Origin of the sequence: Haloarcula regularis (assembly GCF_029338315.1) — an archaeon.
Classification (GTDB): domain Archaea; phylum Halobacteriota; class Halobacteria; order Halobacteriales; family Haloarculaceae; genus Haloarcula; species Haloarcula regularis.
The window spans coordinates 3,246,859-3,270,928 of sequence record NZ_CP119794.1 but is presented as its reverse complement, the minus strand read 5'-3'; the positions used below and the strand labels follow the sequence as shown (position 1 = coordinate 3,270,928).

At 68.4% G+C, this 24,070-nt stretch carries 23 protein-coding genes; 12 read left to right on the top strand and 11 right to left on the bottom strand.

Translation table 11 applies throughout. From position 1 onward, the window contains the following. Nucleotides 1-16 precede the first annotated feature (16 nt). The 3 genes from P1N55_RS17635 (at nt 17) to P1N55_RS17625 (ending at nt 2,917) form a co-directional block, all read left to right on the top strand. A complete protein-coding gene (locus P1N55_RS17635; RefSeq protein ID WP_276276785.1) occupies nt 17-781 on the top strand; it encodes an aldo/keto reductase in 765 nt (254 codons plus the stop codon). Between the two features lie 118 nt (nt 782-899). After that, a complete protein-coding gene (gene hop, locus P1N55_RS17630) occupies nt 900-1,724 on the top strand; it encodes a halorhodopsin (RefSeq protein ID WP_276276784.1) in 825 nt (274 codons plus the stop codon). Between the two features lie 206 nt (nt 1,725-1,930). Beyond that, nucleotides 1,931-2,917, top strand: a complete 987-nt coding sequence (locus P1N55_RS17625) for an aldo/keto reductase (RefSeq protein WP_379689061.1) — start codon at nt 1,931-1,933, stop codon at nt 2,915-2,917. Nucleotides 2,918-3,208: 291 nt separating this feature from the next. On the opposite strand, the gene aspS is transcribed toward P1N55_RS17625, so the two are convergent. From aspS to P1N55_RS17605, 4 genes are read right to left on the bottom strand one after another with little or no spacing between them, the layout of a single operon-like run. Further along, nucleotides 3,209-4,513, bottom strand: a complete 1,305-nt coding sequence (gene aspS, locus P1N55_RS17620) for an aspartate--tRNA(Asn) ligase (RefSeq protein ID WP_276276782.1) — start codon at nt 4,511-4,513, stop codon at nt 3,209-3,211. Nucleotides 4,514-4,548: 35 nt separating this feature from the next. Continuing rightward, entirely contained in the window at nt 4,549-5,466 is a 918-nt protein-coding gene (locus P1N55_RS17615; RefSeq protein WP_276276781.1) for a phosphotransferase family protein, read from the bottom strand. 54 nt (nt 5,467-5,520) lie between these two features. Beyond that, nucleotides 5,521-6,213 (bottom strand): HAD family hydrolase, encoded by a 693-nt coding sequence (locus P1N55_RS17610; RefSeq protein ID WP_276276780.1) that lies wholly within the window; start codon nt 6,211-6,213, stop codon nt 5,521-5,523. Between the two features lie 42 nt (nt 6,214-6,255). Beyond that, on the bottom strand, nt 6,256-6,975 hold the full coding sequence (locus P1N55_RS17605; RefSeq protein ID WP_276276779.1) for a phosphoglycerol geranylgeranyltransferase: 720 nt from the start codon (nt 6,973-6,975) through the stop codon (nt 6,256-6,258). Between the two features lie 264 nt (nt 6,976-7,239). Between P1N55_RS17605 and P1N55_RS17600 the strand changes: the two genes are divergently transcribed. Continuing rightward, complete coding sequence (locus P1N55_RS17600; RefSeq protein WP_276276778.1) at nt 7,240-7,722, top strand: fasciclin domain-containing protein; 483 nt, start codon at nt 7,240-7,242, stop codon at nt 7,720-7,722. Nucleotides 7,723-7,864: 142 nt separating this feature from the next. On the opposite strand, the gene dnaK is transcribed toward P1N55_RS17600, so the two are convergent. The 4 genes from dnaK to P1N55_RS17580 all read right to left on the bottom strand — a co-directional run bounded on the left by dnaK (nt 7,865) and on the right by P1N55_RS17580 (nt 12,135). Next, on the bottom strand, nt 7,865-9,784 hold the full coding sequence (gene dnaK / locus P1N55_RS17595) for a molecular chaperone DnaK (RefSeq protein ID WP_276276777.1): 1,920 nt from the start codon (nt 9,782-9,784) through the stop codon (nt 7,865-7,867). A gap of 385 nt (nt 9,785-10,169) precedes the next feature. Beyond that, complete coding sequence (gene grpE / locus P1N55_RS17590; RefSeq protein ID WP_276276776.1) at nt 10,170-10,847, bottom strand: nucleotide exchange factor GrpE; 678 nt, start codon at nt 10,845-10,847, stop codon at nt 10,170-10,172. 71 nt (nt 10,848-10,918) lie between these two features. Further along, a complete protein-coding gene (locus P1N55_RS17585; protein ID WP_276276775.1) occupies nt 10,919-11,281 on the bottom strand; it encodes a DUF7344 domain-containing protein in 363 nt (120 codons plus the stop codon). 62 nt (nt 11,282-11,343) lie between these two features. Then, a complete protein-coding gene (locus tag P1N55_RS17580) occupies nt 11,344-12,135 on the bottom strand; it encodes a winged helix-turn-helix transcriptional regulator (RefSeq protein WP_276276774.1) in 792 nt (263 codons plus the stop codon). Nucleotides 12,136-12,334: 199 nt separating this feature from the next. On the opposite strand from P1N55_RS17580, the gene P1N55_RS17575 reads away from it, so the two are divergent. From P1N55_RS17575 to P1N55_RS17555, 5 genes are all read left to right on the top strand, one after another. Next, nucleotides 12,335-13,669 (top strand): DEAD/DEAH box helicase family protein, encoded by a 1,335-nt coding sequence (locus P1N55_RS17575; protein WP_276276773.1) that lies wholly within the window; start codon nt 12,335-12,337, stop codon nt 13,667-13,669. A gap of 138 nt (nt 13,670-13,807) precedes the next feature. Further along, a complete protein-coding gene (locus P1N55_RS17570) occupies nt 13,808-15,085 on the top strand; it encodes a TIGR00341 family protein (RefSeq protein ID WP_276276772.1) in 1,278 nt (425 codons plus the stop codon). A 58-nt stretch (nt 15,086-15,143) separates the two neighbouring features. Continuing rightward, nucleotides 15,144-15,548, top strand: coding sequence for a hypothetical protein (locus P1N55_RS17565; RefSeq protein ID WP_276276771.1), 405 nt, complete (start codon nt 15,144-15,146; stop codon nt 15,546-15,548). A 39-nt stretch (nt 15,549-15,587) separates the two neighbouring features. Further along, entirely contained in the window at nt 15,588-17,144 is a 1,557-nt protein-coding gene (locus tag P1N55_RS17560; RefSeq protein WP_276276770.1) for a DUF790 family protein, read from the top strand. Nucleotides 17,145-17,272: 128 nt separating this feature from the next. Beyond that, nucleotides 17,273-17,482, top strand: coding sequence for a dodecin family protein (locus P1N55_RS17555; RefSeq protein ID WP_276276769.1), 210 nt, complete (start codon nt 17,273-17,275; stop codon nt 17,480-17,482). Nucleotides 17,483-17,501: 19 nt separating this feature from the next. On the opposite strand, the gene P1N55_RS17550 is transcribed toward P1N55_RS17555, so the two are convergent. The 3 genes from P1N55_RS17550 to P1N55_RS17540 form a co-directional block, all read right to left on the bottom strand. Beyond that, entirely contained in the window at nt 17,502-18,008 is a 507-nt protein-coding gene (locus P1N55_RS17550; RefSeq protein WP_276276768.1) for a DUF7122 family protein, read from the bottom strand. Then, nucleotides 18,005-18,913 carry an RsmB/NOP family class I SAM-dependent RNA methyltransferase gene (locus tag P1N55_RS17545; RefSeq protein ID WP_276276767.1) on the bottom strand — a complete coding sequence of 303 codons (909 nt, stop codon included), beginning with the start codon at nt 18,911-18,913 and terminating at the stop codon, nt 18,005-18,007. Before P1N55_RS17545 ends, P1N55_RS17550 begins: the two co-directional genes overlap by 4 nt. Before the next feature lie 113 nt (nt 18,914-19,026). Beyond that, nucleotides 19,027-20,796 (bottom strand): PAS domain-containing protein, encoded by a 1,770-nt coding sequence (locus P1N55_RS17540; protein ID WP_276276766.1) that lies wholly within the window; start codon nt 20,794-20,796, stop codon nt 19,027-19,029. Between the two features lie 197 nt (nt 20,797-20,993). On the opposite strand from P1N55_RS17540, the gene P1N55_RS17535 reads away from it, so the two are divergent. From P1N55_RS17535 to P1N55_RS17525, 3 genes are all read left to right on the top strand, one after another. Then, complete coding sequence (locus P1N55_RS17535; RefSeq protein WP_276276765.1) at nt 20,994-21,734, top strand: proteasome assembly chaperone family protein; 741 nt, start codon at nt 20,994-20,996, stop codon at nt 21,732-21,734. Then, nucleotides 21,731-22,726, top strand: coding sequence for a signal peptide peptidase SppA (sppA, locus tag P1N55_RS17530; protein WP_379689053.1), 996 nt, complete (start codon nt 21,731-21,733; stop codon nt 22,724-22,726). Before P1N55_RS17535 ends, sppA begins: the two co-directional genes overlap by 4 nt. 188 nt (nt 22,727-22,914) lie before the next feature. Further along, nucleotides 22,915-24,039, top strand: a complete 1,125-nt coding sequence (locus tag P1N55_RS17525) for a DUF373 family protein (protein ID WP_276276764.1) — start codon at nt 22,915-22,917, stop codon at nt 24,037-24,039. Nucleotides 24,040-24,070 lie beyond the last annotated feature (31 nt).

Here is a 24,070-nt window from a genome sequence, read left to right as displayed (position 1 = left end):
CCGCGAGTATCGCCCCATGCACCTGCCACCGGTCGGACTCGGCACCATGGGCGTCGAGGCGGCGTCGGTCGTCTCGACCGCCCTCGACGTCGGCTACCGGCACGTCGACACCGCACAGATATACGGGAACGAGCGCGTCGTCGGCGAGGGCATCGCCGCGGCGGATGTCGACCGCGAGGCCCTGACCGTGGCCACGAAACTCTGGATCGACAGTCTGTCCGAGACCGACGTGCGCCCGGGGACCGAGGCGAGCCTCGAGCGACTGGGCCTGTCGGCCGTCGACCTGCTGTACGTCCACCGGCCGCGGGGCGACTACGACCCGGCGACGACGCTGCCCGCCGTCGACGCGGTCCGCGAGGACGGTCTGACCCGCCACGTCGGCCTCTCGAACTTCGACCCAGCGGCCCTCGCCGTCGCTCGCGACCACCTCGAGAGCCCCATCGCGGCCCACCAGGTGGAGTTCCACCCCTTCTTCTGGCAGCGGGCACTGCTCGAGGACGCCCAGAGAAACGACTACCCGCTGGTCGCGTACTCACCGCTCGCGGGCGGGCAGGTCTTCGAGGACCCGACGCTCCGGGCCATCGCCGACCGGCACGACACCACGCCGGCCGCGGTGAGTCTCGCCTGGGTCACCTCGTACGACAACATCGTCGCCATCGCGAAGGCGTCTTCGCGAGCCCACCTGGAGGCGAACCTCGCGGCCGCCGCTCTCGACCTCGACGAGGAAGACGTCGAGCGCATCGAGGCAATCGACCGCGAGGAGGAACTGTTCCCCGAGTAGCCCCCGTCCCGACTCGTTGGCGGTCCCCGCGGCCACATGGCTCATCACGGCAGCGGGCCCCCGACCCAACCCTGTTGGGGTACGTTCATATGTCCGTTCTCGCCCCACCAGGAATCGTATGTCGACACTCGCAACGAACACGGTCCTGCAGGCGACACAGGCAGACGCACTGCGGGAGATACAGTCAGACGTCCTCCTGCAGTCGTCGCTCTGGGTGAACATCGCGCTCGCCGGCCTCGCGATACTGCTTTTCGTCTACATGGGCAGGGACGTCAAGTCGCCGCGGGCGAAGCTCATCTGGGTCGCGACGCTGCTGGTGCCGCTGGTCTCGATATCCAGTTACGCCGGCCTCGCCTCGGGGCTGACCGTCGGCTTCCTCGAGATGCCGGCCGGACATCCGCTCGCCGGCGAACAGGTCCTCTCGCCGTGGGGCCGGTACCTCACGTGGACGCTCTCGACGCCGATGATTCTCCTCGCGCTCGGCCTGCTGGCCGACGCCGACCGGACCTCGATTTTCACCGCCATCACGATGGACGTCGGGATGTGTGTGACCGGCCTCGCGGCCGCGCTGATCACCTCGTCGTACCTCTTCCGGTGGGTGTTCTACGGGATCAGCTGTGCCTTCTTCCTTGCGGTCCTGTACATCCTGTTGGTCGAGTGGAGCGGTGCGGCGGCGGCCGCCGGGACGAGCGAGATATTCCAGACGCTCCGCACGCTGACCGTCGTGCTGTGGCTGGGCTACCCGATTCTCTGGGCGCTGGGCTCGGAGGGGCTCGCCCTCCTGAGCGTCGGCGTCACCTCGTGGGGCTACTCCGGCCTCGACATCCTCGCGAAGTACGTCTTCGCGTTCCTCCTGCTGCGCTGGGTCGCCGCGAACGAGGGTATCGTCTCGCAGGCCGGGTCGGGCCGTCGGGCTGCAGGCGCCGCGCCGAGCGACGACTGAGCGCGAGTCACCGTCCCCGTTAGGGGATGCCTGACGCTGTAGAAGCGCTCAGCGTCTGAGTGGGAAAGCGTGCTGAATGCGGAACGCACAGTCGACACGGAGACATGTCGACCAGGATTCCGGCCTAACTTGTGCTCCTGTGAGGATACGCACCCTGCCAACGTATGCTCCACCCTACCACTGTTCGGTCGCTGACTCGATAGGATATGTGTAAGTCGGTAATAAGTTGTTACTTATTACCTCAGTGGGATCATCTTGTGACCGACATGGACGAATTCGCGGGTGCGAACGGAGTATCCGTCCCGAGGATCGGATTCGGGACGTACCAGATGGAGGGAGCAGAGTGTGCGCAGGCCGTCCGGACCGCGCTCGAAAATGGGTACCGCCACTTCGACACCGCGGTGGCGTACGACAACGAATCCGTCATCGGTGACGTGATAGCCGAGTCACACGTCGACCGCGAAGACGTCTTCCTCACGACGAAGGTGAAAGGCTATCAAGAAATGCTAACGTACGACCGGTTTCTGGCCGAAGCGGAGGGGTGTCTCGACCGTCTGGGGACCGGCTACGTGGACCTCCTTCTGGTCCACTGGTGGCAACGTGACGGGGACATGGAAGGGGTATTTCGAGCGCTCGACGAGCTGGTCGCCGACGGGAAAGTCCGGCACATCGGCGTCAGTAATTTCTCGATCGAACTGCTGGAGCGAGCGAGAGACGTCGCAGAGACCCCGATACTCACCAACCAGATCGAGTACCATCCGTACTTCACAGACGTCCACGGGGACTTGGTCGCGTACTGCCAGGAGCACGACATTCTCGTCACCGCCTACAGCCCGCTGGCCGAAGGACGCGTCGTCAGGGACGAGACGTTCACGGCAATCGGCGATCGTTACGGGAAGACGGCAGCGCAGGTCTCGCTGCGCTGGCTGATCCAGCAGGACGGGGTAATCGCGATTCCCAAGAGCTCGACCGACCGGTACATCCGAGAGAACCTCGACGTATTCGACTTCGAGCTCTCCGATGAGGAGATGCGAACGATCACAGACGCCCGAGGGCCGTTTCGATACCAATTGCTCGTCAAACAGGGCGGGCCGTTACACACGATGCGAGGGGTCGTCGGCCCGCGCATGCCGGAACCGATGCGGAAAGCGGTGTTGTCTATCGGGTCGGCCGTGCTGAAGTTCGTCCGGTAACCGCCACACGGAGACGCTGCCGGACCGACCACGCACGGCAGTCCGCGAGACTGGGGAGTGCCAGATTCGTCTCGGTGGCATTGTGCGGGGACCTGCCGCGCTGAAGGTACGCTCCGCATCCAGCACGGTCTCGGAAGACGATCGGCCACTGGTTGCAAAACGGGGGCGAATACCGATCCCTGGCGCTCGTGACGAGCACCCGCTCGACGGTCACGCCGCCGCCTACGGCGACAGGCGCTGTCGGTCCTGCGAGACTCGCGTTGCTCGTCTCGCTGGCTCCCAACGATTTCGTCAGGGGCTCAATCGTTGGCGATCCCGCGGGAACAACACCGCTTCGCGGATGTTGCCCAGCCCGAGCATCGTCATCACCAGGCGCTCGCCACCGAGGCCCCAGCCGGCGTGTGGCGGCATGCCGTACTTGAACATCTTGGTGTAGTACTCGAAGGCCTCGGGGTCCAGCCCCTGCTGTTCGAAGCCAGCGACAAGCTGGTCGTAGCGGTGCTCACGCTGGCCACCGGAGACGAGCTCCATCGACGGGTGCATCATGTCGAAGCCCGTCGAGACCTCCTCGTCGTCGTCGTGGTCTTTGATGTAGAACGGCTTGATCTCGCTGGGCCAGTCGACGATGAAGTAGTGCTCGCCCATCTCCTCGCCGAGGACGTGCTCGGCCTCCGTCGAGAGGTCGTCGCCCCAGACCAGGGGCTCGTCGAGCTCGCCGGTGGCGTTGATGCGGTCGATGGCCTCCTGGTAGGTCAGCCGCGGGAACTCGCCCTCGGGGGTCTCGAACTCGTCTGCCAGGTCCAGCGCCTCGAGCTGGGCCTGGCAGTTCTCGGCGACGCCCTCGTAGGCAGCCGTGACGACGTGCTCGCAGGCGTCCATCGCCTCGGTGTGGTCGTAGAAGGCCGACTCGAAGTCGATGGAGGTGGCCTCGTTGAGGTGCCGGGGCGTGTTGTGTTCCTCGGCGCGGAAGATGGGGCCGATCTCGAAGACCCGCTCTAAGCCGGAGCCGACCATCAGCTGCTTGAACAGCTGGGGGCTCTGGTTCATGAACGCCTCGCGGCCGAAGTACGTGATGGGGAACAGTTCGGTGCCGCCCTCGGTCCCCGTCGCGACGATCTTCGGCGTGTTGATCTCCGTGCAGTTCAGGTCGCGGAAGGCCTCGCGTGCCGCGCGCAGCACTTCGGCACGGATCTCGAAGATGGCCTTGACCTCGTCCTTGCGGAGGTCGAGGGTGCGGTTGTCCAGTCGCGTCGGCAGTTCGGCGTCGACCTTCCCGGAGGGGTCGAGCGGGAGCTCGGGGTCGGCCTCGGCGACGACCTCGACGCTCTCGGGCGTGATCTCGACGCCCGTCGGCGCGCGCGGTTCCTCCTCGACGGCCCCGGTCACGGAGATGACCGACTCGCGATGGACGTCAAGCCCGGTCTGGACGAGGTCGTCGTCCATCTCGTCTTTCTCGAACTTGACCTGGATCTTCCCGGTGGTGTCCCGGAGGATGAGGAAGGCGATGCCACCCAGGTCCCGAATCTCGTGGACCCAGCCGGCGACGGTGACCTCGTCGCCCGGCTCGGCGTCCGCTGTGTAGGTGCGGTCGTCCATACTGTGGCGTTTGACGGGACGGACTTAAACTCCGTTTATTCGATTGCGTCCCCGTCGAGCCACTCGGTCAGCCAGTCGCGGTGGATCGCGGCCGCGTCGGCCCCCGAGCGCTCGGGGTAGTGGGGCCGGGTCACCACACCCTGTGCATCGACAGCGGACGCAGTGACAGCGACGAGGCGGTACGCGACCGGGACCTCGGGCAGTGGCCGAACAGCGTCGTATCCCGCCCGGAACGCCGAAAGGAGCGGGGCCGTGTCCGTCCCGTACCAGCGACAGACGAGGTGTTCGGTCTTGGCGACCGACAGCGCCGGGTCGGTCGCCCGGGGTGCTCCCCAGTCGAGGACGGCGACGAGGCGACCGTCGGCGACCAGCGCGTTCCCCGGACGGAGGTCCCAGGGGAACAATCTCGGCGGGCGGGACGCTGGCGGCGGGTCGACTGCGGCGGCGAGCGCCGGCCGGAGGTCGTCGAACGCCTCGGGCAGCGCCGTCAGCGCCGACTCGGCGTACGCCTTGAACTCCGCTGCCACGCTCTGTCCACCCCCGTCGAGCGCCCCACGTTCGTCGACGGACACCGGCCCGGCCGTCTCGAACGGGAACGCCTCGTGGAGTTCGGCCAGGACCTCGCCGAACCGCCGGGCGATGTCCTGCCGGCGTTCCGGGCCGAGGCCGACGAACCGCTCGTGGAGGTCCTCGCCGTCGACGCGCTCGGTGACGAGGTAGGCCCGGCCGGCCAGTCGTCCGTGGGCCACCAGCGTCGGGACCGGAACGGTCGTCCGCTCGTCGATGGCGTCTAACAGCGCGGCCTCGACGCGCGTCGCCGCCGGGTCGTCGGACAGCTGGACGACCAGATCCCGTCCCTCGGCGTATCGAGCGACGACGGTCTCCTTGTAGTTGCCCTGGCGTGGTCGCGCCAGGGACTCGGGGGACCGATCCGGCGCGACTCGGTGCAGCACCGCTTCGACGTCCGTCACGCGCTCCCGGCCCCCGTCACAGTTCCGGGACCCCCGTCACGGCTCCGCGGCCTCCGCCGCGCCGTCGAGCACGGCCACGAGATCGTCGGGGCGGTCGAAGACGTACTCCGGTCGGTAGCCGTTCGCGTCGCCGGGTGACTGCGGACACCAGGCCGCCTGGAGGCCGGCGGCGTGGGCCCCGGCCACGTCGTACGAAAGCGAGTCGCCGACGTACAGCGTCCGCTCGTGGGCGACGCCGAGCGCCGCACAGACCAGATCGAACGGTTCGGGATGGGGCTTGCGCCGCTCCAGGTCGCCGGCGTAACACACCGTCCCGACGCGGTCGGCGAGCGCCAGGGCCCCGACCTTCGGCTCCTGACGGTGGGAGGGGCCGTTGGTCAGCACACCGACCGGCCCGTGGGCGAGCGCGGCCTCGAGCGCTGTCTCGGCCCCCTCGCGGAACGCGACGGCGCTCCGGTCGACGGCCCCGAGCAGTCCGGCGGCGAGGTCGTCTGCCGGGACCCGTCGGTGGCCGTGCTGCGCGCCGAGCCGTCGGAACCCGGCGGCGAGATACGACTGTTCGTTGGCGGTGTCCGGCGGGCCGTCGAGCGACGCCCAGAGATCGCCGACGGTGCCGAACGGGTCCATCCCGACGGCGTCGAAGGCGGCGGCGTAGAGCACCGCACCGTCCTGTGTGGACTCACACAGCGTGCCGTCGAGGTCGAAGACTACGGCCTGCACGGAGGTCATAGGTCGCGTACGCGCTGCGTGGGCAAAAAGAGCCTGTCGCCGTCAGTCGGTCGGGGTGGCGGCCTTGGCGTCGTTGGCGGCCTCGACGGTCTCGCGGACGGCGTCGACGCCCTCGTCGTGGACCAGGTCGCCGACGACGATGGTGTCGGCGTGCTCGGCCATCGTCCGGGCCGAGTCGTAGTCGTGGATGCCGCCGCCGTAGAACAGCGTCGCGTCGTCGAGGATGTCGTGTGCGGCGGCGACCTTCGCGGTGTCCCCGAGCATCCCGGAGTACTCGACGTAGACGATCTCCTGGCCCAGCAGGTGTTCGGCGGCCTCGGCGTAGGCCGCGACCTCGTCGGCCTCGAGATCACAGTTGGCCTGCGTGTAGGTCGCCACGGAGGCGTCGGGGTTCATCACGATGTACGCCTCGGTGAACGTTCGGGACCAGTCGATCTCGTCGTCGATGCGGATCCACTCCTTGTGGGCCCCGGTGATCCAGGTGACGTCGCCGGCGTTCATCACGACCGGGATGAGGTAGCCGTCGTGGCGGTCGCTGTGGACCACCGACGCGGGATTCGACGGTTCGATGTAGACCGGGATGTCGTACTTCCCGCAGGCCTCGACGACACGTTCCATCTTCTCCTCGGTCATCCCGGTCGTCCCGCCGACCTCGATGGCGTCGGTCCCCGTGGCGGCGACGTCCTCGTAGGTCTCCCCGTCGATCAGCGTCTTGTCGGGGTCTATCTTCACGATGTGGTTCCAGTCCGCCCAGGCGCTCATATCAGCGTGACTCGCGCCTGAGCGTATAACGCCTTCGAATGCTGGAACGACCCCTCTGGCAGGCGTAGGCGGGGATGGATGCGGGCGCCCGGCAACTGCACGGAGACACGGCGTTAGGTGGACTCCACGAGTTATGTTCCAGATGCGTACCAGTTCGAGCCGTTCGCGAAACGACCCCCGAGCGGCGGGTAGAGCGCCCCAAACACCACCTAACCGGTAGGGTACGCCGAATTAATAGACTCACGTACATGTTACGGGTGCAATATGGTCGACATGCAACGACGAAACGTACTGAAAGCGGTCGGAGGCGCAGGTATCTTACTCACAGCTGGTGTCGGAACGGCGGCAGCGCGGAACGGACAGCGGCAAGGAGCGAGCGGTGACCAGACGATATTCGAAATCGCCGACGGGAGTGACGACTTCGACATCCTCGAGTTGGCCCTCGAAGAGACGGGACTCGACGACGTACTCGACGCGAAAGGCAAGCAATACACCGTGTTCGCGCCGACGGACGCGGCGTTCCAAGCGCTCATCGACACACCCGGTGATGCTATCGAAGACGCGGGCGACTTACTGGCCCTCCCAAACCTCGCGGACATCCTCCTGTACCACGTGACTAAGGGGCGACGCTACTCGCAATCGTGGTCAACGCACCGAAAATCGGGATGCTCAACGGCGACGACGTCATGGTCGATGGGACGGACCTCAACGACGGACAGGCTACGATTCAAGCGCCCGGCGGTGTAAACCTCGAGGCCTCGAACGGCGTAATCCACATCATCAACGGCGTCCTGCTCCCACCCGAATAAGCGTCGAACTTCGGACGGACTCTCCAGTTGTTGCGGCCGTTAAAAGTGCAGTTGGATAGCGAACGGCGACTCGGCTCGCCTTACTCCTCGTCGGTCTCGTCGTCGACGTCCTCGAAGTCGGCGTCGACGTACTCGCCTTCCTGGCCGGCGCCCGCAGCGCCGCCCGGACCGGCGCCGGCACCTGCTGCGCCGCCCGGACCAGCGCCCGCCGCACCGCCCGGACCGGCACCCGCTGCGCCGCCGGCGGCCTGCTGGGCCTGCTCCTCGTACATCGCCTTGCCGATCTCCTGGAGTTCCTCGGAGAGGGCCTCGGTGACCTCCTCGTAGTCCTCTCTGTCGGCGTCCTCGTCCTCCAGCACTGCCTCGACGTCCTCGATCTTCTCCTCGATGGTCGCCTGCAGGTCGTCGTCGATCTGTTCCTCGTTCTCCTCTAAGAGGGTCTCGGCGCGGCGGACGGAGGCCTCGGCCTCGTTGCGGGCCTCGATCTCCTTGCGGCGTTCCTCGTCTTCCTCGGCGTGCTCCTCGGCCTCCTGTTGCATCTGCTCGATCTGCTCGTCGGAGAGGCCGGCGCCGCCCTCGATGGTGATGTCCTCCTTGTTGCCAGAGCCCTTGTCCTCGGCCTCGACGTTGACGATGCCGTTCTCGTCGATGTTGAACGAGACCTCGATCTGCGGGGTGCCGGCGGGGGCCGGCGGGATGCCCGACAGGGCGAAGGCACCGAGCAGTTCGTTCTCCTCGGCGATCTCACGCTCGCCCTGGAAGACGCGGATCTGGACCTGCGTCTGGTTGTCCTGGGCGGTCGTGAATATCTTCGATTCCTCCGTGGGAATCGTGGTGTTCTTGTCGATGAGGCGCTCGAAGAGACCGCCCTTGACCTCGACACCCAGCGAGAGCGGGGTGACGTCCAGCAGGACTATGTCGTCGACGTCGCCCGAGAGGACGCCGCCCTGAATGGCCGCGCCCAGCGCGACGGCCTCGTCGGGGTTGACGTTCTTCTGGGGCGCCTGGCCGGTCATCTCCTCGACTTTCTCCTGGACCTGGGGCATCCGCGTGGACCCGCCGACGAGGATGACCTCGTCGATGTCGCCCTTGTCGTAGCCGGCGTCCGAGAGGGCCTGCTCCGTCGGGCCGACGGTGCGGTCGATGAGGTCCTCGGTCAGCGACTCGAACTTGGCGCGGGTGAGCTTCTCCTCGAGGTCGAGGGGGCCGTCGTCGGTCGTCGCGATGAAGGGGAGGTTGATGCGGGTCTCCTTGCGCGAGGAGAGCTCGATCTTCGCCTCCTCGGCAGCCTCGGTCAGGCGCTGGAGGGCCTGGCGGTCGTCGCGCAGGTCGATGCCGTGTTCGGCCGCGAACTCGTCGGCGAGGTAGTCGATGATGGCCTCGTCCCAGTCGTCGCCGCCGAGGCTGTTGTCCCCGTTCGTGGCGACGACCTCGTAGACGCCGCCGCCCAGATCGAGGATGGAGACGTCGAAGGTGCCCCCGCCGAGGTCGTAGACGAGCACGGTCTGGTCGGACTCGTCGTCGAGCCCGTAGGCCATCGCGGCCGCGGTCGGCTCGTTGACGATGCGCTCGACCTCGAAGCCGGCTATCTCGCCGGCGTCCTTGGTCGCCTGGCGCTGACGGTCGTTGAAGTACGCCGGGACGGTGATTACGGCCTTCTCGACGTCGTCGCCCAGGTACTCCTCGGCGTCGCGCTTGATCTTCTGGAGGATCATCGCCGAGACCTGCTCGGGCGTGTACTCCTCACCGTCGAGCGTGACGGTGTAGTCGTCCTCGCCCATGTGGCGCTTGATCGACTGGATGGTGTGGTCGGGGTTCTTGACCGCCTGGTTCTTGGCGGGCTTGCCGACGAGGCGCTCGCCGTCGTCGAAGGCGACGACCGAGGGCGTCGTCCGGTCACCCTCGCCGTTGACGATGATTTCCGGGTCGCCACCCTCCATGACCGCAAAGGCGCTGTTCGTCGTCCCGAGGTCGATACCCAGGATCTTGTTGCTCGTCATCTTACCGACTCTTACCGGATTGCGCCGGTTAAAAGTTGCTAGATGGGCCGAGACGGGAACCGGACGGAGGGACTCCCTTCCGGCGGTTTGTGAGGACTCCGGCGAGAGCAATCAGCACCTATAACACGTACCGCAACACGAGCGGTCGGCGGGGCGTCGCGTCGGAGACCGCGACGCCGTTCGTGTGTCTCGCAATTCCGAGGGTCCTCCCTTCGGTCGAGACTCCGCCATTCCTGTCCCACTGCTCGCGGGTCGCTTCGCTCCCCGCTCGCAATTCCGAGGGTCCTCCCTTCGGTCGAGACTCCGCCATTCCTGTCCCACTGCTCGCGGGTCGCTTCGCTCCCCGCTCGCAATTCCGAGGGTCCTCCCTTCGGTCGGACCCTCGCTACTCTTCGCTGACGGTAACCTGCGCCTCGCGGAGTACCTTCTCGCCCATCTCGTAGCCGGGCCGGTGGACGTCGGCGATGGAGCCGGGATCCTCGTCGCTGTCGACCTTGGCGAGCACCTGGTGCTGGGTGGGGTCGACGTCGCTGCCGGGGTCTGGGTCGATGACCTCGACCCCCTCGGCGTCGAGGACGTCGTCCAGTTGGCGCAGCGTCGCCTCGACGCCGTCGCGGATGTCGGCGTCTTCGTCCTGGTCGAGGGCGCGCTTGAGGTTGTCCCGGACGTCGAACAGCCGGGTCACCAGGTCTTCGGTGGCCCGCTGTTTCTCCTCCTCCCGGCGCTTCTCCATCCGCTTTTTGAAGTTCTGGAAGTCGGCCTGCTTGCGCTTGAGCTTCGACTCGAGTTCCTCGATTTCGGCCTCGCTGTCGGCGACTTCGTCCTTCAGCGTCTCGGTCCGGGCCCGGAGCGCGGCGAGTTCGCTCGCGATGCCCTCGGGGTCGGACTCGGCGACGCGTTCGACCAGCGCCTCGTCGGGCGTCCCGGACGCGGCGTCGTCCTCCCCATCGATGTCGACCTCGCTCACGTCCACGTCCTCGGGGGCCTCCTCGATGTCGACGTCGTCGACTGTCCGCTCGCTCTCCGTCGCGGCCGACTCGTCGGCGGCGTCCTGTTCGGTCATACACGAACGAAGTCCGCTCGCGGATAAAAGGATTCAGAAATCCGCTCCGGTCGCACCGTCGGAGAGCAGCTTCAGATGGCGCCGTTCGATTCCGCCGGCGGGTTCGCGTGCGCCGGCGCGTCGAACAGCGAGGACAACCGGTCGGGATCGACCGACAGGTCCACGAGATCGGCGTCGCTGTCGAACGAGACCAGGTCGGCCTCGTCGATGACGGGGAGGTGGACCTGTCGGAGGCCGACCCGGTGTTGCTCCCGGGAGGTGTCGGTGTCGCGGTGGACGCGTTCCCACGCGTCCAGTGCCGTCACCAGTTCTTCGACGGTGACGGCCCGCCGTCTGGTCGTGAGATACGAGAGGACGAAGCGCCTGCGGGGAGTGGTCTGGAGGCGGTCGAGCCTGTCACTCGCGCTGCCCGAGGGCGGCTTGGTGCCGGACATGGCACTCGAGACGACGGTCCTTGGTACAAAAGTGGTTCTGGCGGACCTCTCGAACGGTCGGGTCAGTCCTCCGCGACGGCCCCGAGCACGGCCGTCGCCGTGGGCGTGACGTCGTTGGTCACCGTCCGGCCCGACTGGTCACGCTCGATTAGTCCGTCGGACTCGAGTCGCTCAAGGTGATAGGAGACGGTGCTCTTGCTCAGGCCGAGCCGACCAGCGAGGTCACTCCCCGTCGCCGGCCCGTGTTCCCGAAGCGCCCAGAGGAGGTCACGGCGGGTCCCGTCGACGGTGACCACGGCCTCGGTGTCCACGTCCGCCGGCACGAGGCGGTTCCGGCTGCTGTCGGGCAGGCGCTCGAGCAGGCCCGCGTCGACCAGCACGCGGGTGTGGTACCGGACCGTCGAGACCGGCGTGTCGGTGACCCGCGCGAGCCGCGCGACGTAGATGCCCGGCTCGTCACGCACGGTGCTGTATATCGACTCGCGCGTCTCGTGAGCCAGCGGGTCGGGGTCCTCGAACCGGCTGTAGCCGGCCACCAGCGGGGTGACGCCGACCACGTCCAGTATCGACGCGCCGTCGGCCGTGAGCGCGGTGGTCACCTCCGCCGACGTCGCGATAGCACGGTCTATCGGCGACGGGGCCCCGTCGGTGCCGCCCGGGTCCGAGGATGACGGCGGGGGGAGCCTGTCGCCCGAGGCGTCGCCGGTCGACGGGGCAACGTGGGTGACGTCGAGCTCGGACTCGAAGGCGTGGTCGGACGGGGCGGCGACCGTCGCCGCCGCACTCGAGGCGGTCACGCACGCGACGAGGGCGACGGCGAACAGACACAGGAGTAAGGTGAGACGCGCGGTCATGGGATGGGGCGGGTCGTCCGGGCAGACGGCGAGCACCGGAACTGTCGGCCCCTTTGCACGAGCGCCCCAAAAAGGCCGATTTCCCGATAGCGGCCCACTGGCTTCGGATACGTGCCACTCGACGACGACCAACCGACACGTTGCAGCCAGTCGATTCCGGGCGGAAAACGTTATCCGGCACAGCGGCGAACCCGAAGCCGTGCTGACGCTCTCGTTCGAGGACGGCACGATACGCCTCTCCGGCGACCCGCCGGCGGGCCTCCCCGGTGTCGAGTACGACGCCCGTTCGGAGACTGCTCGTGCGCCAGCCTACCAGTACGCGGCGCTTCGCACCGCACTCGACGAGCGGGGCATCGAGTGCGAGGACCGCGTCCTCGAGATCCCATCACTGGACCTGTCGACGACCTACGATCTGCGTACCTACCAGGAGACGGCGCTCTCGGCCTGGCGATCGGCCGGCGACCGTGGCTGTCTCGAACTGCCGACCGGGAGTGGGAAGACGGTCATCGGTATCGCCGCGATGGTCGCGCTGGGGGCGCCCACGCTGGTCGTCGTGCCCACCATCGACCTGTTAGAGCAGTGGCAGCGCGAACTCGAACGGGAGTTCGGCCGGCCCGTCGGCCGCCTGGGCGGGGGGCAGCAGCGCGTCGAGTCGGTCACCGTCTCGACGTACGACTCGGCGTACCTCCGGGCGGACGAACTGGGCGACCGGTTCGGGCTCGTCGTCTTCGACGAGGTGCACCACCTCGGGGGCGAGGGGTACCGGGACATCGCGCGACTGCTGGCCGCGCCGGCCCGGATGGGGCTCACGGCCACCTTCGAGCGGCCCGACGGGGCCCACGAGGTGGTCGCGGACCTGGTCGGGCCGCTGGTCCACCGCGTCGACGTCGACGATCTGGCGGGCGAGCACCTCGCGGACTACGACATCAAGCGTATCGAGGTCGCGCTCACCGCCGCCGAGCGCGAGCGATACGACGAGCATCAGGGGACGTTCACCGACTATCTGGCCCGCTCGGGCATCGAACTCCGGTCGGGCAGCGACTACCAGGAACTCGTAAAGCGCTCGGGCCGGGATCCCGCCGCGCGAGAGGCGCTGCTGGCGAAACAGCGCGCACGCGAGGTGATGATGAACGCCCAGCGCAAGGTCGACCGCCTCGCCGACATCCTCGACACCCACCGCGGGGACCGCGTCATCGTCTTTACGGCCTACACCGACCTCGTCTATCGCCTCTCCGAGCGGTTCCTGATTCCGGCGATCACCCACGAGACCGGCGCGAGCGAACGCCGTGAGATTCTCGAGCGCTTCCGCGAGGGCACCTACTCCCGGGTGGTGACGGCGAACGTCTTAGACGAGGGCGTGGACGTCCCGGACGCCAACGTGGCCGTCGTCCTCTCGGGGAGCGGTTCCGAACGGGAGTTCACCCAGCGCCTCGGGCGCATCCTCCGCCCGAAGGCCGACGGCGGCCGCGCGCTCCTGTACGAGCTGGTTACCGAGGCCACGGCCGAAGAGCGGGTGGCACGGCGACGCCGGTGAGCCGGCAGGGCGCCGCAGTCCGGCGGTAAGGCCGGCCCCGGCGCGTATAGGCTGTCGATAATTAACCCGCCGTGTGCGCAGGGTCCGCCGATGCCGCCCAATCGGTAGCACGCGAACGAGTTCCCGGAGGCCCCGCCTGTGCGACTGATACAGGTCCGCACCGCTGCCGACGAACTCGAGGACGTGCGGTCGGTCCTCGAGGACCGCGACGTCAGGTACGTCCTGACAGAGGAGCAAAGCGCCGACGGCCCGGCGATGCTCGTCCAGTTCCCGCTGCCGCCCGAGGCCGTCGACGAGGTGTTCGAGGCGCTCCACGACGTCGGGATCGACCGCGACGGGTACGCGGTCGTCGCGCGCGCCGAGATGGCCACTCCGGACCAGTCGGCGGCGGCCGAGCGCCACGACGACCGCATCTCCCACGAGGAACTGCGGAGCCGTGCGGTGGGGATGAGCCCCGGGCCGGTCACCTACTACGCGATGACCGTCCTGAGCGCGGTGGTGGCCACGGCGGGCCTGCTGCTCGACTCGCCGGCCATCGTCGTCGGGTCGATGGTCATCGCGCCGCAGGTCGGGTCGGCGCTGACCGCGAGCGTCGGCACCGCGCTCAACGACCGCGCGCTTGTCGTCGACGGCCTGCGCGACCAGGTGCTGGGGCTGGGCGTGGCCGTGGCCGGAGCCGCGGCGTTCGGCCTCCTCGTCCGCCACGGCGGGGTCGTCCCCGGCCAGTTGCGCGTGACGACCGTCCAGCAGATCGCCCAGCGCATCTCGCCGGGGTTCCTCTCGATGGTGGTCGGGGTCTGTGCGGGGGGCGCGGGCGCCATCGGGCTCGCGACGGCGCTGCCCGTCTCGCTGGTCGGCGTGATGATCGCCGCGGCGCTCATCCCGGCCGCGGCGGCCGTCGGCGTCGGCATCGCCTGGAACATCCCGGCCGTGGCGCTTGGCGCGGGCATCCTGCTGCTCGTGAACGTCGCGGCGGTCAACCTCACCGGGTTCCTCGTCCTCTGGGCGCTCGGGTTCAGGCCGGCGACCTGGAGCGAGGGGTGGCCCGACCGCGAGACCGTCCGGACGCACGCCCCGACGCTGCTCGCCGTCCTGGTCCTCGCAACGGCGTTCGTCGGTGCCACGACGGTCACCGCAGAGCAGATGCACGTCGAGACGACGGTCAACGGCGCCGTCCAGGACGTGCTCGAGGACGAGACCTACGAGCGCCTGCGGTTGCAGTCGGTCCGCACCCGGTTCGGCGGCGTCTCGGTCTACCGCCTGGACCGCGAAGTGACGGTCACCGTCAGTCGACCCGACGGCGCGCAGTATCCGCGCCTCGCCGACCGACTCGAACGGGCGGTGAGCCGTGCACTCGACGGCGAGGAGGTCGCCGTGGAGGTTACGTTCGTCTCCCGACAGAGCAGTTCGACCTAAAGGGACGGGCCTCGTCGGTCGGCCAAGAGGTATGGCACCTCGTGCCGTACGTGGACGTATGTCACGCACCTCAGACACACCCCCGGGTCTCTCCGAGTTCGAGGTAGACGCGCTACACTCGGTCGAACTCGGCCTCGAGTGGCTCCGGCGGGCCCACGGCAACCTCATCGAGTTCCACCACGCGACGGGGCACGCGATGGACCACCTCGCGGACGCCGAACCGGTCCTGCGCGCCTGCGGCTACGACGACCTGGCAGACCACCTGCGGGCCGACCTGCTCCCGCGCGGCGCGGTCGACGAGCGGTGGACCTACGACCTGCTGGAGACCTTCGAGGACGGTCTGCTGGCGGACGTCACGGCCTACGAGCGCCAGGCCCGCGACGCCATCGCCGACGGGTCGAGTCACGTCGCCGAGCGCCACCAGGAGCGGGAGTGGCGCCGGCGCGCCCGCAACGACGAGTGACCGCGTGGGCTTTAGTAGCGCCGCGACCCACCATCGACCGTGCTGACGAAGGACCTCCTGCGCGTCTCGCGGGCCGGCGGTGGCTACCACCCGCAGTTCGTCGACGAGTCGGCCGACCGCCTGGCCGCCCGCGTGCTCGGCGTCTACCAGGGGCACGTCGACGAGACGCGGGCCGACCTCGAGGCGGCGCTCACGGACCTCGAACGCGACGCCGAGGACTTCAAACTCGTCCGCGGGTTCGCGAAACTGGTCGAGCGGGAGGCAACCTTCGAGACGCGGGCGGCGGTGCCGCCCGAACGCGTCCGTCGACGGGTCTTCGAGGCGGCCGAGGCGGTCGGCGTCGTCACGGAGGGCGAGCGGGCCGACGCGCTGGAGCGGGCTGCCGACAGACTGGGCGTGTCCGTCGACGCCGTCGAGGCCTCGCTGTACGCCGACCTGGCGGACCGGGAGGTGCTCGCGGACGTCGACGTCCGCTGGACGCCGGCGGCGCTGCGCCGGCAGTACAACCTCTCGCTGGCCCAGACCGCGCTGTTCGACGCGACCGAGGTTCGCGTCCGCTCGTCGGACCCCAAGGGGCTGATTTCGGCGGTCAAGCGCCTCCGGCTCATGTACGAGATCCGCCGGACCGAGGCGGGCCGCGAAGTCGTCGTCACCGGCCCGGACGCGCTGTTTGCGAACACGCGCCGGTATGGCACCCGTTTCGCCAGACTGCTGCGGACCGTCGCGCGGGCGGGAGAGTGGTACCTCGAGGCGACGATCGACGACCGAGGGACCGAACGGGCCATGACGCTCTCGGACGCCGACCTCACGCCGCCGGGCACCGACCCCGTCGCCGAGGTGACCTACGACAGCGGCGTCGAGGCCGACTTCGCCGCCCGGTTCGAGGCGCTGGGCCTCGACTGGACGCTGGTCCGCGAGCCGGAGCCGCTGGCGGCCGGCGAACACGTCGTCGTCCCCGACTTCGCCTTCGAGTGGCGCCCCGGCGGCGAGGGCGGCGTCCAGAACACCGGGGCCGCCGACGCCGAGTTCCGGGTCTTCTTCGAGGTGATGGGGTTCTGGACGCCCGCGTACGTCGAGAAGAAACTGTCCCGGCTCGCGGACCTGGAGGACGTCGAACTGCTGGTGGCCGTCGACGACTCGCTGGGTGTCGGCGAGGCCATCGAGTCGCTGGACCATCGCGCGATCCCATACACGAAACGGGTCCGGGTCAAGGACGTTCGGGACGCACTGCGGCCCTACGAGTCGGACCTCGTCGCGGCGAGCGCGGCGGCCCTCCCCGACGAACTCCGGCCCGCGGCCGACGTGGTCTCACTCGCGACGCTGGCCAGCGAGTACGGCGTCAGTGAGGACGCCGTCGAGGACAAGTCGTTCCCCGAGCACGAGCGCGTGGGCCGGACGCTCGTCCGCCCGTCGGTGCTGGACGGACTCGCCGACGAAATCGAGGTGGGGATGGCCTACGGGACGGTCGAGGACGTCTTCGACGAGTACGGTATCGAGGACGACAGCGCCGTCCTCGCGAGACTCGGTTACCGCGTCGAGTGGGAGGGACTGTCCGGCGGGACGATAGCTCCCAGGGAGCGTGGGCCGCCGGGGTAAACCGTCGGACTGCGACCCTACTCGGCGGTAAGCGACACGGCGCTCTCGGAGCTGGCCGGCCCTACCTGAGAACGACTGGGGATAGGCGGTGCATGGCTTTGTCGCCGGCGAGCGAACACGTGTGTGCCATGACGGCAGTGAAGATCATCAAAGTGCTCGGCACGTCGACAGAATCCTGGGAAGACGCGGCCCACGAGGCCGTCGCACAGGCCCGCGAGTCGGTCACGGACATCCACGGTATCGAGGTCGAGGACTGGACGGCCAACGTCGAAGATGGGCAGATTACGGAGTACAAGACGACGGTGGAGATCGCCTTCCCCGTCCACCACGACCAGTAAGCGACCGGACCCGCGGCGGTCAGTCGTCCAGGTCCCGCCGCCGCCCTTTCGGGACCTGTGAGCGCAGTTCCCCGTAGACGTACAGTCCCACACCGACCGGTTCGCGCCGGCCGGCGAGGTCGTGAGTGACGATCAGATAGCCCCAGTCGCCGTCCCAGTCGAGTTCCTGCCCGTGACCGGCGACGAACGCGCGGGCCTCACTCTCCTCGAGGTGGATGACGTTCTTCGTCGCGTGCTCGCCGAAGCGCTGGACGGCCTCCAGCGTCGGCTTCCAGTGTTCCTGACGGGTCCTGAGGAACGTCATCCCCAGGCCCTCGACGTCCACCGGCGATGGCGGGGTGCCCCGGTAGACCCAGAGTTTGCCCGCGCCGCGCTCCCAGAACGTGTGGTCGTCGAACGTCTCGGGCGGAACCCCGAAGCGCTCCTCCCAGAACTCGAGGACCGCCTCGCGAGTCGCTCGGCCCTCCTCTTCGCGCTCGGCCGCCGTGGCGGGCAATCGCGTGAACTTCGTGCTGTCGTTGCTCATCCCGTCACCTCCAGTTTCGCACAGAAGAACCCGCCCGTGTCGTTGTGGTGCGGGTAGATGCGCTTGGCAGTCCGGACGCTCGGGTCGAACTCCTCACCCTGCCACTCGGTGACGCCCGGGCGGTGGGTCAGCGGGAGGTCGTAGTCGACGAGTTCGCAGTCCTCCGCAGCGAGCACGTGGTCGAGGACGGCTTCGTTCTCCTCCGGCGCGAACGTACACGTCGAGTAGACGACGGTGCCGCCGGGGTCGGTGGCCTGCACCGCACGGGCGAGGATACCCTTCTGGACGCCGGCGACGCCCTCGACGTGCGAGAGCGACCAGTCGTCGAATGCGTCGGGGTTCTTCCGGATGGTCCCCTCACAGGAGCAGGGCACGTCGACCAGCGCGCGGTCGTAGGTCGCGCCGCCGAAGGGCTTTACCGAGTGGTTCCGGGCGTCCTCGTGGGTGACGGCGACGCTGGTCGCGCCAAGCCGTTCGCTGTTCGAGCGCAGCGCCGAGATACGGCCGAGGTTGTTGTCGGTTGCGACCACCGCCCCCCTGTCGTCCATCAGCGCGGCCACCTGGGTCGTCTTGCTCCCCGGCGCGGCACAGGCGTCCCAGACGCGTTCGCCGGGCTGTGGATCGAGTACGGTCGCGGGGACGGCGGACACCTCCTCTTGCCCGTGGATCCAGCCGTGGAAGTACGGCCAGTTGTTCCCCGGCGGGGCATCGGGCAGGACGAGCACCCGCTCGTTCCAGTCGACGGGCTCGGCGGCGATGTCGGCCTCGTCGAGTGCCGCCCGAACGTCCGCGACGCTGGCCTTGATCGTGTTGACTCTGACCACCGACGGGAGCGGGCGTTCGCAGGCCGCGCGGAACGCCTCGAAATCGTCGACGATGGGCCGATACCGGTCGGGTAGTTCCATTGGACCGGGGTTGGCCGGGGGGTCGCTTGTGGGTTTCGAAGTGCGGGGCACGGTTTAGAGAACGAGGGCTCCGCCGGCCGATCTGGGCCGTCGCGACAGCCGCGCGGCCCGACTCACTCGGTCGGGTTCCACTCGTCGACCGGGGCGCCCGCGACGAGCGGGACGTGGTACGTGAGGACAGTCCCTCGCGGGTCGTTCTCGGCCCGTCGCATCGTGCCGCCCAGCGCGGTGACTGCCCAGTACATGAGCCAGAGGCCGATGCCCGTCCCGTGCTGGAGCGACGTCTCTTCACCGGACATGATGACATCCCACTCCTCGTCGGGAATCCCGGGGCCGGTGTCGGCGACCTCGATGGTTATCGCCTCACCATCGTCGGCTTCTTCGACGGCCACCGCGAGGCGTGGCGTCTCGCCGTCGTGGTGGACGATGGCGTTTTCGATCGCCTCGTCGATGGCGAGCTGCAACAGACTGCCGTTCTGGACCACCGTCTCGTCGTCGGCGTCCATGGAGAACTCGATGACGGCCCCGGGGTGCATCTCGCGTCGCGTGTCGACGAAGCCCTCGACCGCGGCCACCGCGAGCGAGTGTTCGGCGTGCCGTCGTCGGAACAGTTCCCGGATGGTCCGGGTCTCGTCGCTCAGCTTGGCCAGTTTCTCGGTGTGTTCCCGTATCGACCCCACCGCGGCGCGGTGTTCCTCGTCGTCCAGTTCACCTTCGAGCAGGTCCGTGAAGCCGTGAATCGCGGTGACCGAGTTCCGGACGTTGTGTCGCAGCACGCGGTCCATCACGTGCAGCACCTGCTCGATGAACTGGGCGTCCGTGATGTCTTCCTCGATGGCGACGAAGTCGGTTATCTCCCCGTCGGCGTCCGTCACCGGGATGATCTTCTGTGTCGACCGGTACAGCTCGCCCGACTTCCGTCGGTTCGTTATCTCGGCCTCCCAGATCTCACCGGCCGTGATGGTCTCCCACAGGTCCCGGTAGAAGTCCTCGTCCTGGTGGCCCGACTTCAGAATCCGGGGAGTCTCGCCGAGTGCCTCCTCGGCGTCGTAGCCGGTCGTTCGCTCGAACGCCGCATTCACGTATTCGATCGTGCCGTCCGTGTCCGTGATGAGAATCGCCTTGTTGAGCGCCTCGGCCTGCATCTCGAACAGGCGCTTCTCCTGTTCGAAGGCCCGCCGGTCCGAGACGTCCTCCTGGAAGCCGAAGTAGTGCGTGACGGTCCCGTCCGGAGCTTCGACCGGGGTTATCGTGAGTCGGTTCCAGAACATCGACCCGTCCTTCCGGTAATTCCGCAGTTCGGCCGTGACCGGTACCTCGGCGTCGATGGCGTCCCTGATGTCTGCGACCGTCGTTTCGTCAGTCCTCTCGCCCTGGAGGAACCGGCAGTTGCGACCGAGCACCTCCTCGCGGGGATACCCGGTCAGCTCGCAGAATCCGTCGTTGACGTAGATGAGCGGTTCGTCGTCCCGGTCGGCGTCTGCGATCGAGATTCCCACCGGCGTGGCGTCCATCACCCGTTTCGGGAGGCCCGTCGGGAGGTGCTCGTCCGTATCGAACACCAGCATCTCGATCCGCTCGTCGCCGTCCCACTCGACGGTCGAGTTCAACACGACGAGCTCGCAGGGACCGCGAGCGGGGTCGTCCAGCGTGAGCGTCAGCCCGACGGCCGACGCCGCACCTCGCGAGAGTCGGTCGAACTGGTCGCGCAACGGGTCCCGGTACGCCGCCGCGACGTATTCGAGGACAGACTCGCCGACGAGGGCGTCGCGAGCGGGCGCACCCAGGAGGAGTCGCGCCGCGGTGTTCACGTAGTCGATGCGGCCGTCGGACTGGACGACCAAGACCGGCCCCGGGCTGGATGCGTGCGTAGGTCGCTCCACGTTCTGCCTCCACCTGGGGCTGGGAATGTATATAGCTGCTGGCAGGAGCTGGCCGACACCGAACCACGCCGTGGCTCGGCCGCTCACGGACCAGGGTCGGTTCGGCGGACACGCGTTCGCCCTCGACGACCGCCCGGTTCGAACGGGGCCGCTGTCCCACCCCGCCTTTCTTGCCCACGGCACTCGAACGCGGGGGCATGGCACACGTTGAAGTCCACCGTGAGGACGTCACGCTGGACGAACCGACACTCGTCGAGGGACTCCCCGGCGTCGGCCTCGTCGGGAAGATCGCCGCCGACCACCTGGTCGACGCGTACGACATGACCCACTACGCGTCGGCCCACTGCGACGGACTGCCCGAGATCGGCGTCTACGCCGAGGGCGACCCCCAGATTCGCTCGCCGGTCCGGTTCTACGCCGACGCCGACCAGGACCTGCTGGTCCTCCAGAGCGACGCGCCGATATCGCCGTCCGCGGCGACGCAGTTCGCCAGCTGCGTCGTGGGCTGGTTCGCGGAGATGGACGCGACGCCGGTCTTCCTCAGCGGAATGGCGACCGAACCGGACGAGGAGCGCGATCCCCTGGTCTATGGCGTCGCCACGGGCGAGGGGGCGTCGATACTCGACGCGGCGGGCGTCGACGTCCCCACCGAGGACGGCGCCATCACCGGGCCGACCGGGGCACTCATCCACGAGGTGAACACCGTCGACATGACCAGCGTCGGCCTGGTCGTCGAGGCCGACCAGCGGTTCCCGGACCCGCGGGCCGCCCGCCGGTTGCTCTCGGAGGGCATCGGCCCCATCGCCGGCATCGAGGTCGACACCGACGTCCTCGTCGACCAGGCCGAGCAGATCCGCGAGGCCAAGACCCGCCTCGCCCGGCAGCTCCAGGACTCAGAGGAGAGCACGAGCGCGCGCCCGCTGGGGATGTACCAGTGAGCGCGAGTCGGACGGCCACCCGGCTGGTGGTCGTCGGCGCCGTGGCGCTCGTCGCCGCGGTGGTCGGGTGGGTGCTGTTCGTCGTCTTCCCGGGCGACCTCGCCGAGCTGCTCGGCGTCCTGCTGGTCATCGGCGTCGTCGTCGCCGCAGTCAAGTTCGGGGGCAACGTCGCCGACTCCGTCGCCCCCTCGCACAACGTCGCCGAGGTCGCCGTCGAGGGCCCGATTACCCGCGATGGCGGTGGCGGCGTCGTCAGTCCGCCGGTCGGCGCCGGCGCCGACGACGTCGTCGAGCAGATAGAGCGGGCCGACGACGACTCGGGCGCAGATGCGCTCCTGCTGAAGCTCAACACGCCGGGCGGCGAGATCGTCCCGAGCGAGGACATCCGCCTGGCCGCGGAGCGCTTCGACGGCCCGACGGTGGCCTACGCGACCGACGTCTGTGCCAGCGGCGGCTACGACATCGCCGCCGGCTGTGACGAGCTCTGGGCCCGCGAGGGCTCGATCGTCGGCTCCATCGGCGTCATCGGCTCGCGGGTCAACGCGAAGGACCTGGCCGACCGCGCCGGCCTCTCCTACGAGCAGTTCACCGCCGGCGACTACAAGGACGCCGGCCTCCCGCTGAAGGAGATGCGCGAGGACGAACGCGAGTACCTCCAGGGCATCGTCGACGACTACTACGACCAGTTCGTCGAGACCGTGGCCGAAGGGCGGGAGATGGACCCCGAGGAGATTCGCGAGACGGAGGCGAAAGTCTTCCTCGGCACCGACGCGCACAAGCGGGGGCTGGTCGACCGCATCGGGACCCGCGAGGACGTCGAAGAGCGCCTCGAAGACCGCCTTGGCGAACCGGTCACCGTCGCCGAGTTCGAGCCCCAGCGCGGCCTGACCCAGCGACTCCGGGGCGGCGCCCAGCGGACGGCCTACGCGCTGGGTTCGGGCCTGACCGAGGCCGTCGACGGCGACGTCGACGGGCTCTCCTTCCGCCGGTGACCGGTTAGCAGTTACTGAATCGGACTCGAATGTGGACCGCCAGAAAGCCCCCGCCCATGCCGGCTGGTCACCCGACTTCGGACAGCCAATACGGGGCTTTCTGGCTCTCCTGATCCAATACCCCGAACTCAGACACTGCGGGTGAACGGCGCGAGGGATTTTTATCTCGGGGGTGTCTCTGCCACACTGTGACCACGCTGGTCGTCTGTATCGACCGGGACAGCCCGGTCGCAGACGAGTGTCCGGTCGTCGGCAGCGCTGCCGTCGAGCGACTGATAACCGAGACGGGGGTCGTGGACCCGGAGGACAGCCGGGTCAACTGCCTGCTAGAGGGGCTTCGCGTCACCGAGGACCTCGAGCGGGACGGGAGCGACGCCGTCGTGGCCGTCGTCGGGGGCGGGACCGACAGCGTCGGCGCCGACCGCCAGATCGCACGACAGACAGACGAACTCGTCGAAGAGTACGACCCCGACTCCGCCGTGGTCGTCGTCGACAGCGCCGAGGACGAACGGCTGGTCCCCATCGTCGAGAGCCGGGTGCGCGTCGACGCCGTGGACCGCGTGGTCGTCCGCCAGGCCCGGGACATCGAGTCGACGTACTACCTGCTCAAGCAGTTCCTCGCGGACGAGGAGCTGCGCAAGACGGTGCTGGTCCCCATCGGTATCGTCATGCTCGCGTTCCCGCTGTTGCTGGTCGTCGTCGAGAGCACGACCATGGCGGTGGGGGCCATCGCCGCCGCGCTCGGCGTCTTCCTCATCTACAAGGGACTGGGCATCGACGACTACCTCTCGCGGCTCCCCGGCCAGATTCGCGAGGGGCTGTACTCCGGCCAGGTGTCGCTGGTCACCTACGTCGTCGCCGGCGGCCTCTCGCTGGTGGGCCTGTTCGCCGGCGCGCTGGGCGTCGGGTCCATCGGCGAGACGAGCCCGTTCATCGTCGTCAACATGTTCCTGTTCCACAGCGTCCCCTGGCTCACCGCCGCGGCGCTGGCGGCGTCGGTGGGGCGCCTGCTCGACGAACTGCTCGAGCGGGAGGGGGTCCGGTCGGCGTACGTGAACCTCCCGTTCGGTGCCGTCGCGGTCGGCCTGGTGGTCCGCGGTTTCTCGGCGTACTTCCTCGAACGTGGCGGTGTCTTCGACCCCTTCGTCGTCACCCCGACGGACCTCGGCATCGTCGAGGTCCACCGCTTCACCCTGGAGTCGGGCCAGCGGCTGGCGGCGTTCATCCTCGCGGGCATCCTCATCAGCCTCGTGGGCGTCCGCGTCGCGGCCTACGTCAGTCAGACCGACATCGAGCGGGAACTGGCCGACTGAACTCGCGATAGACAGCGATTTAGCCGCCGAC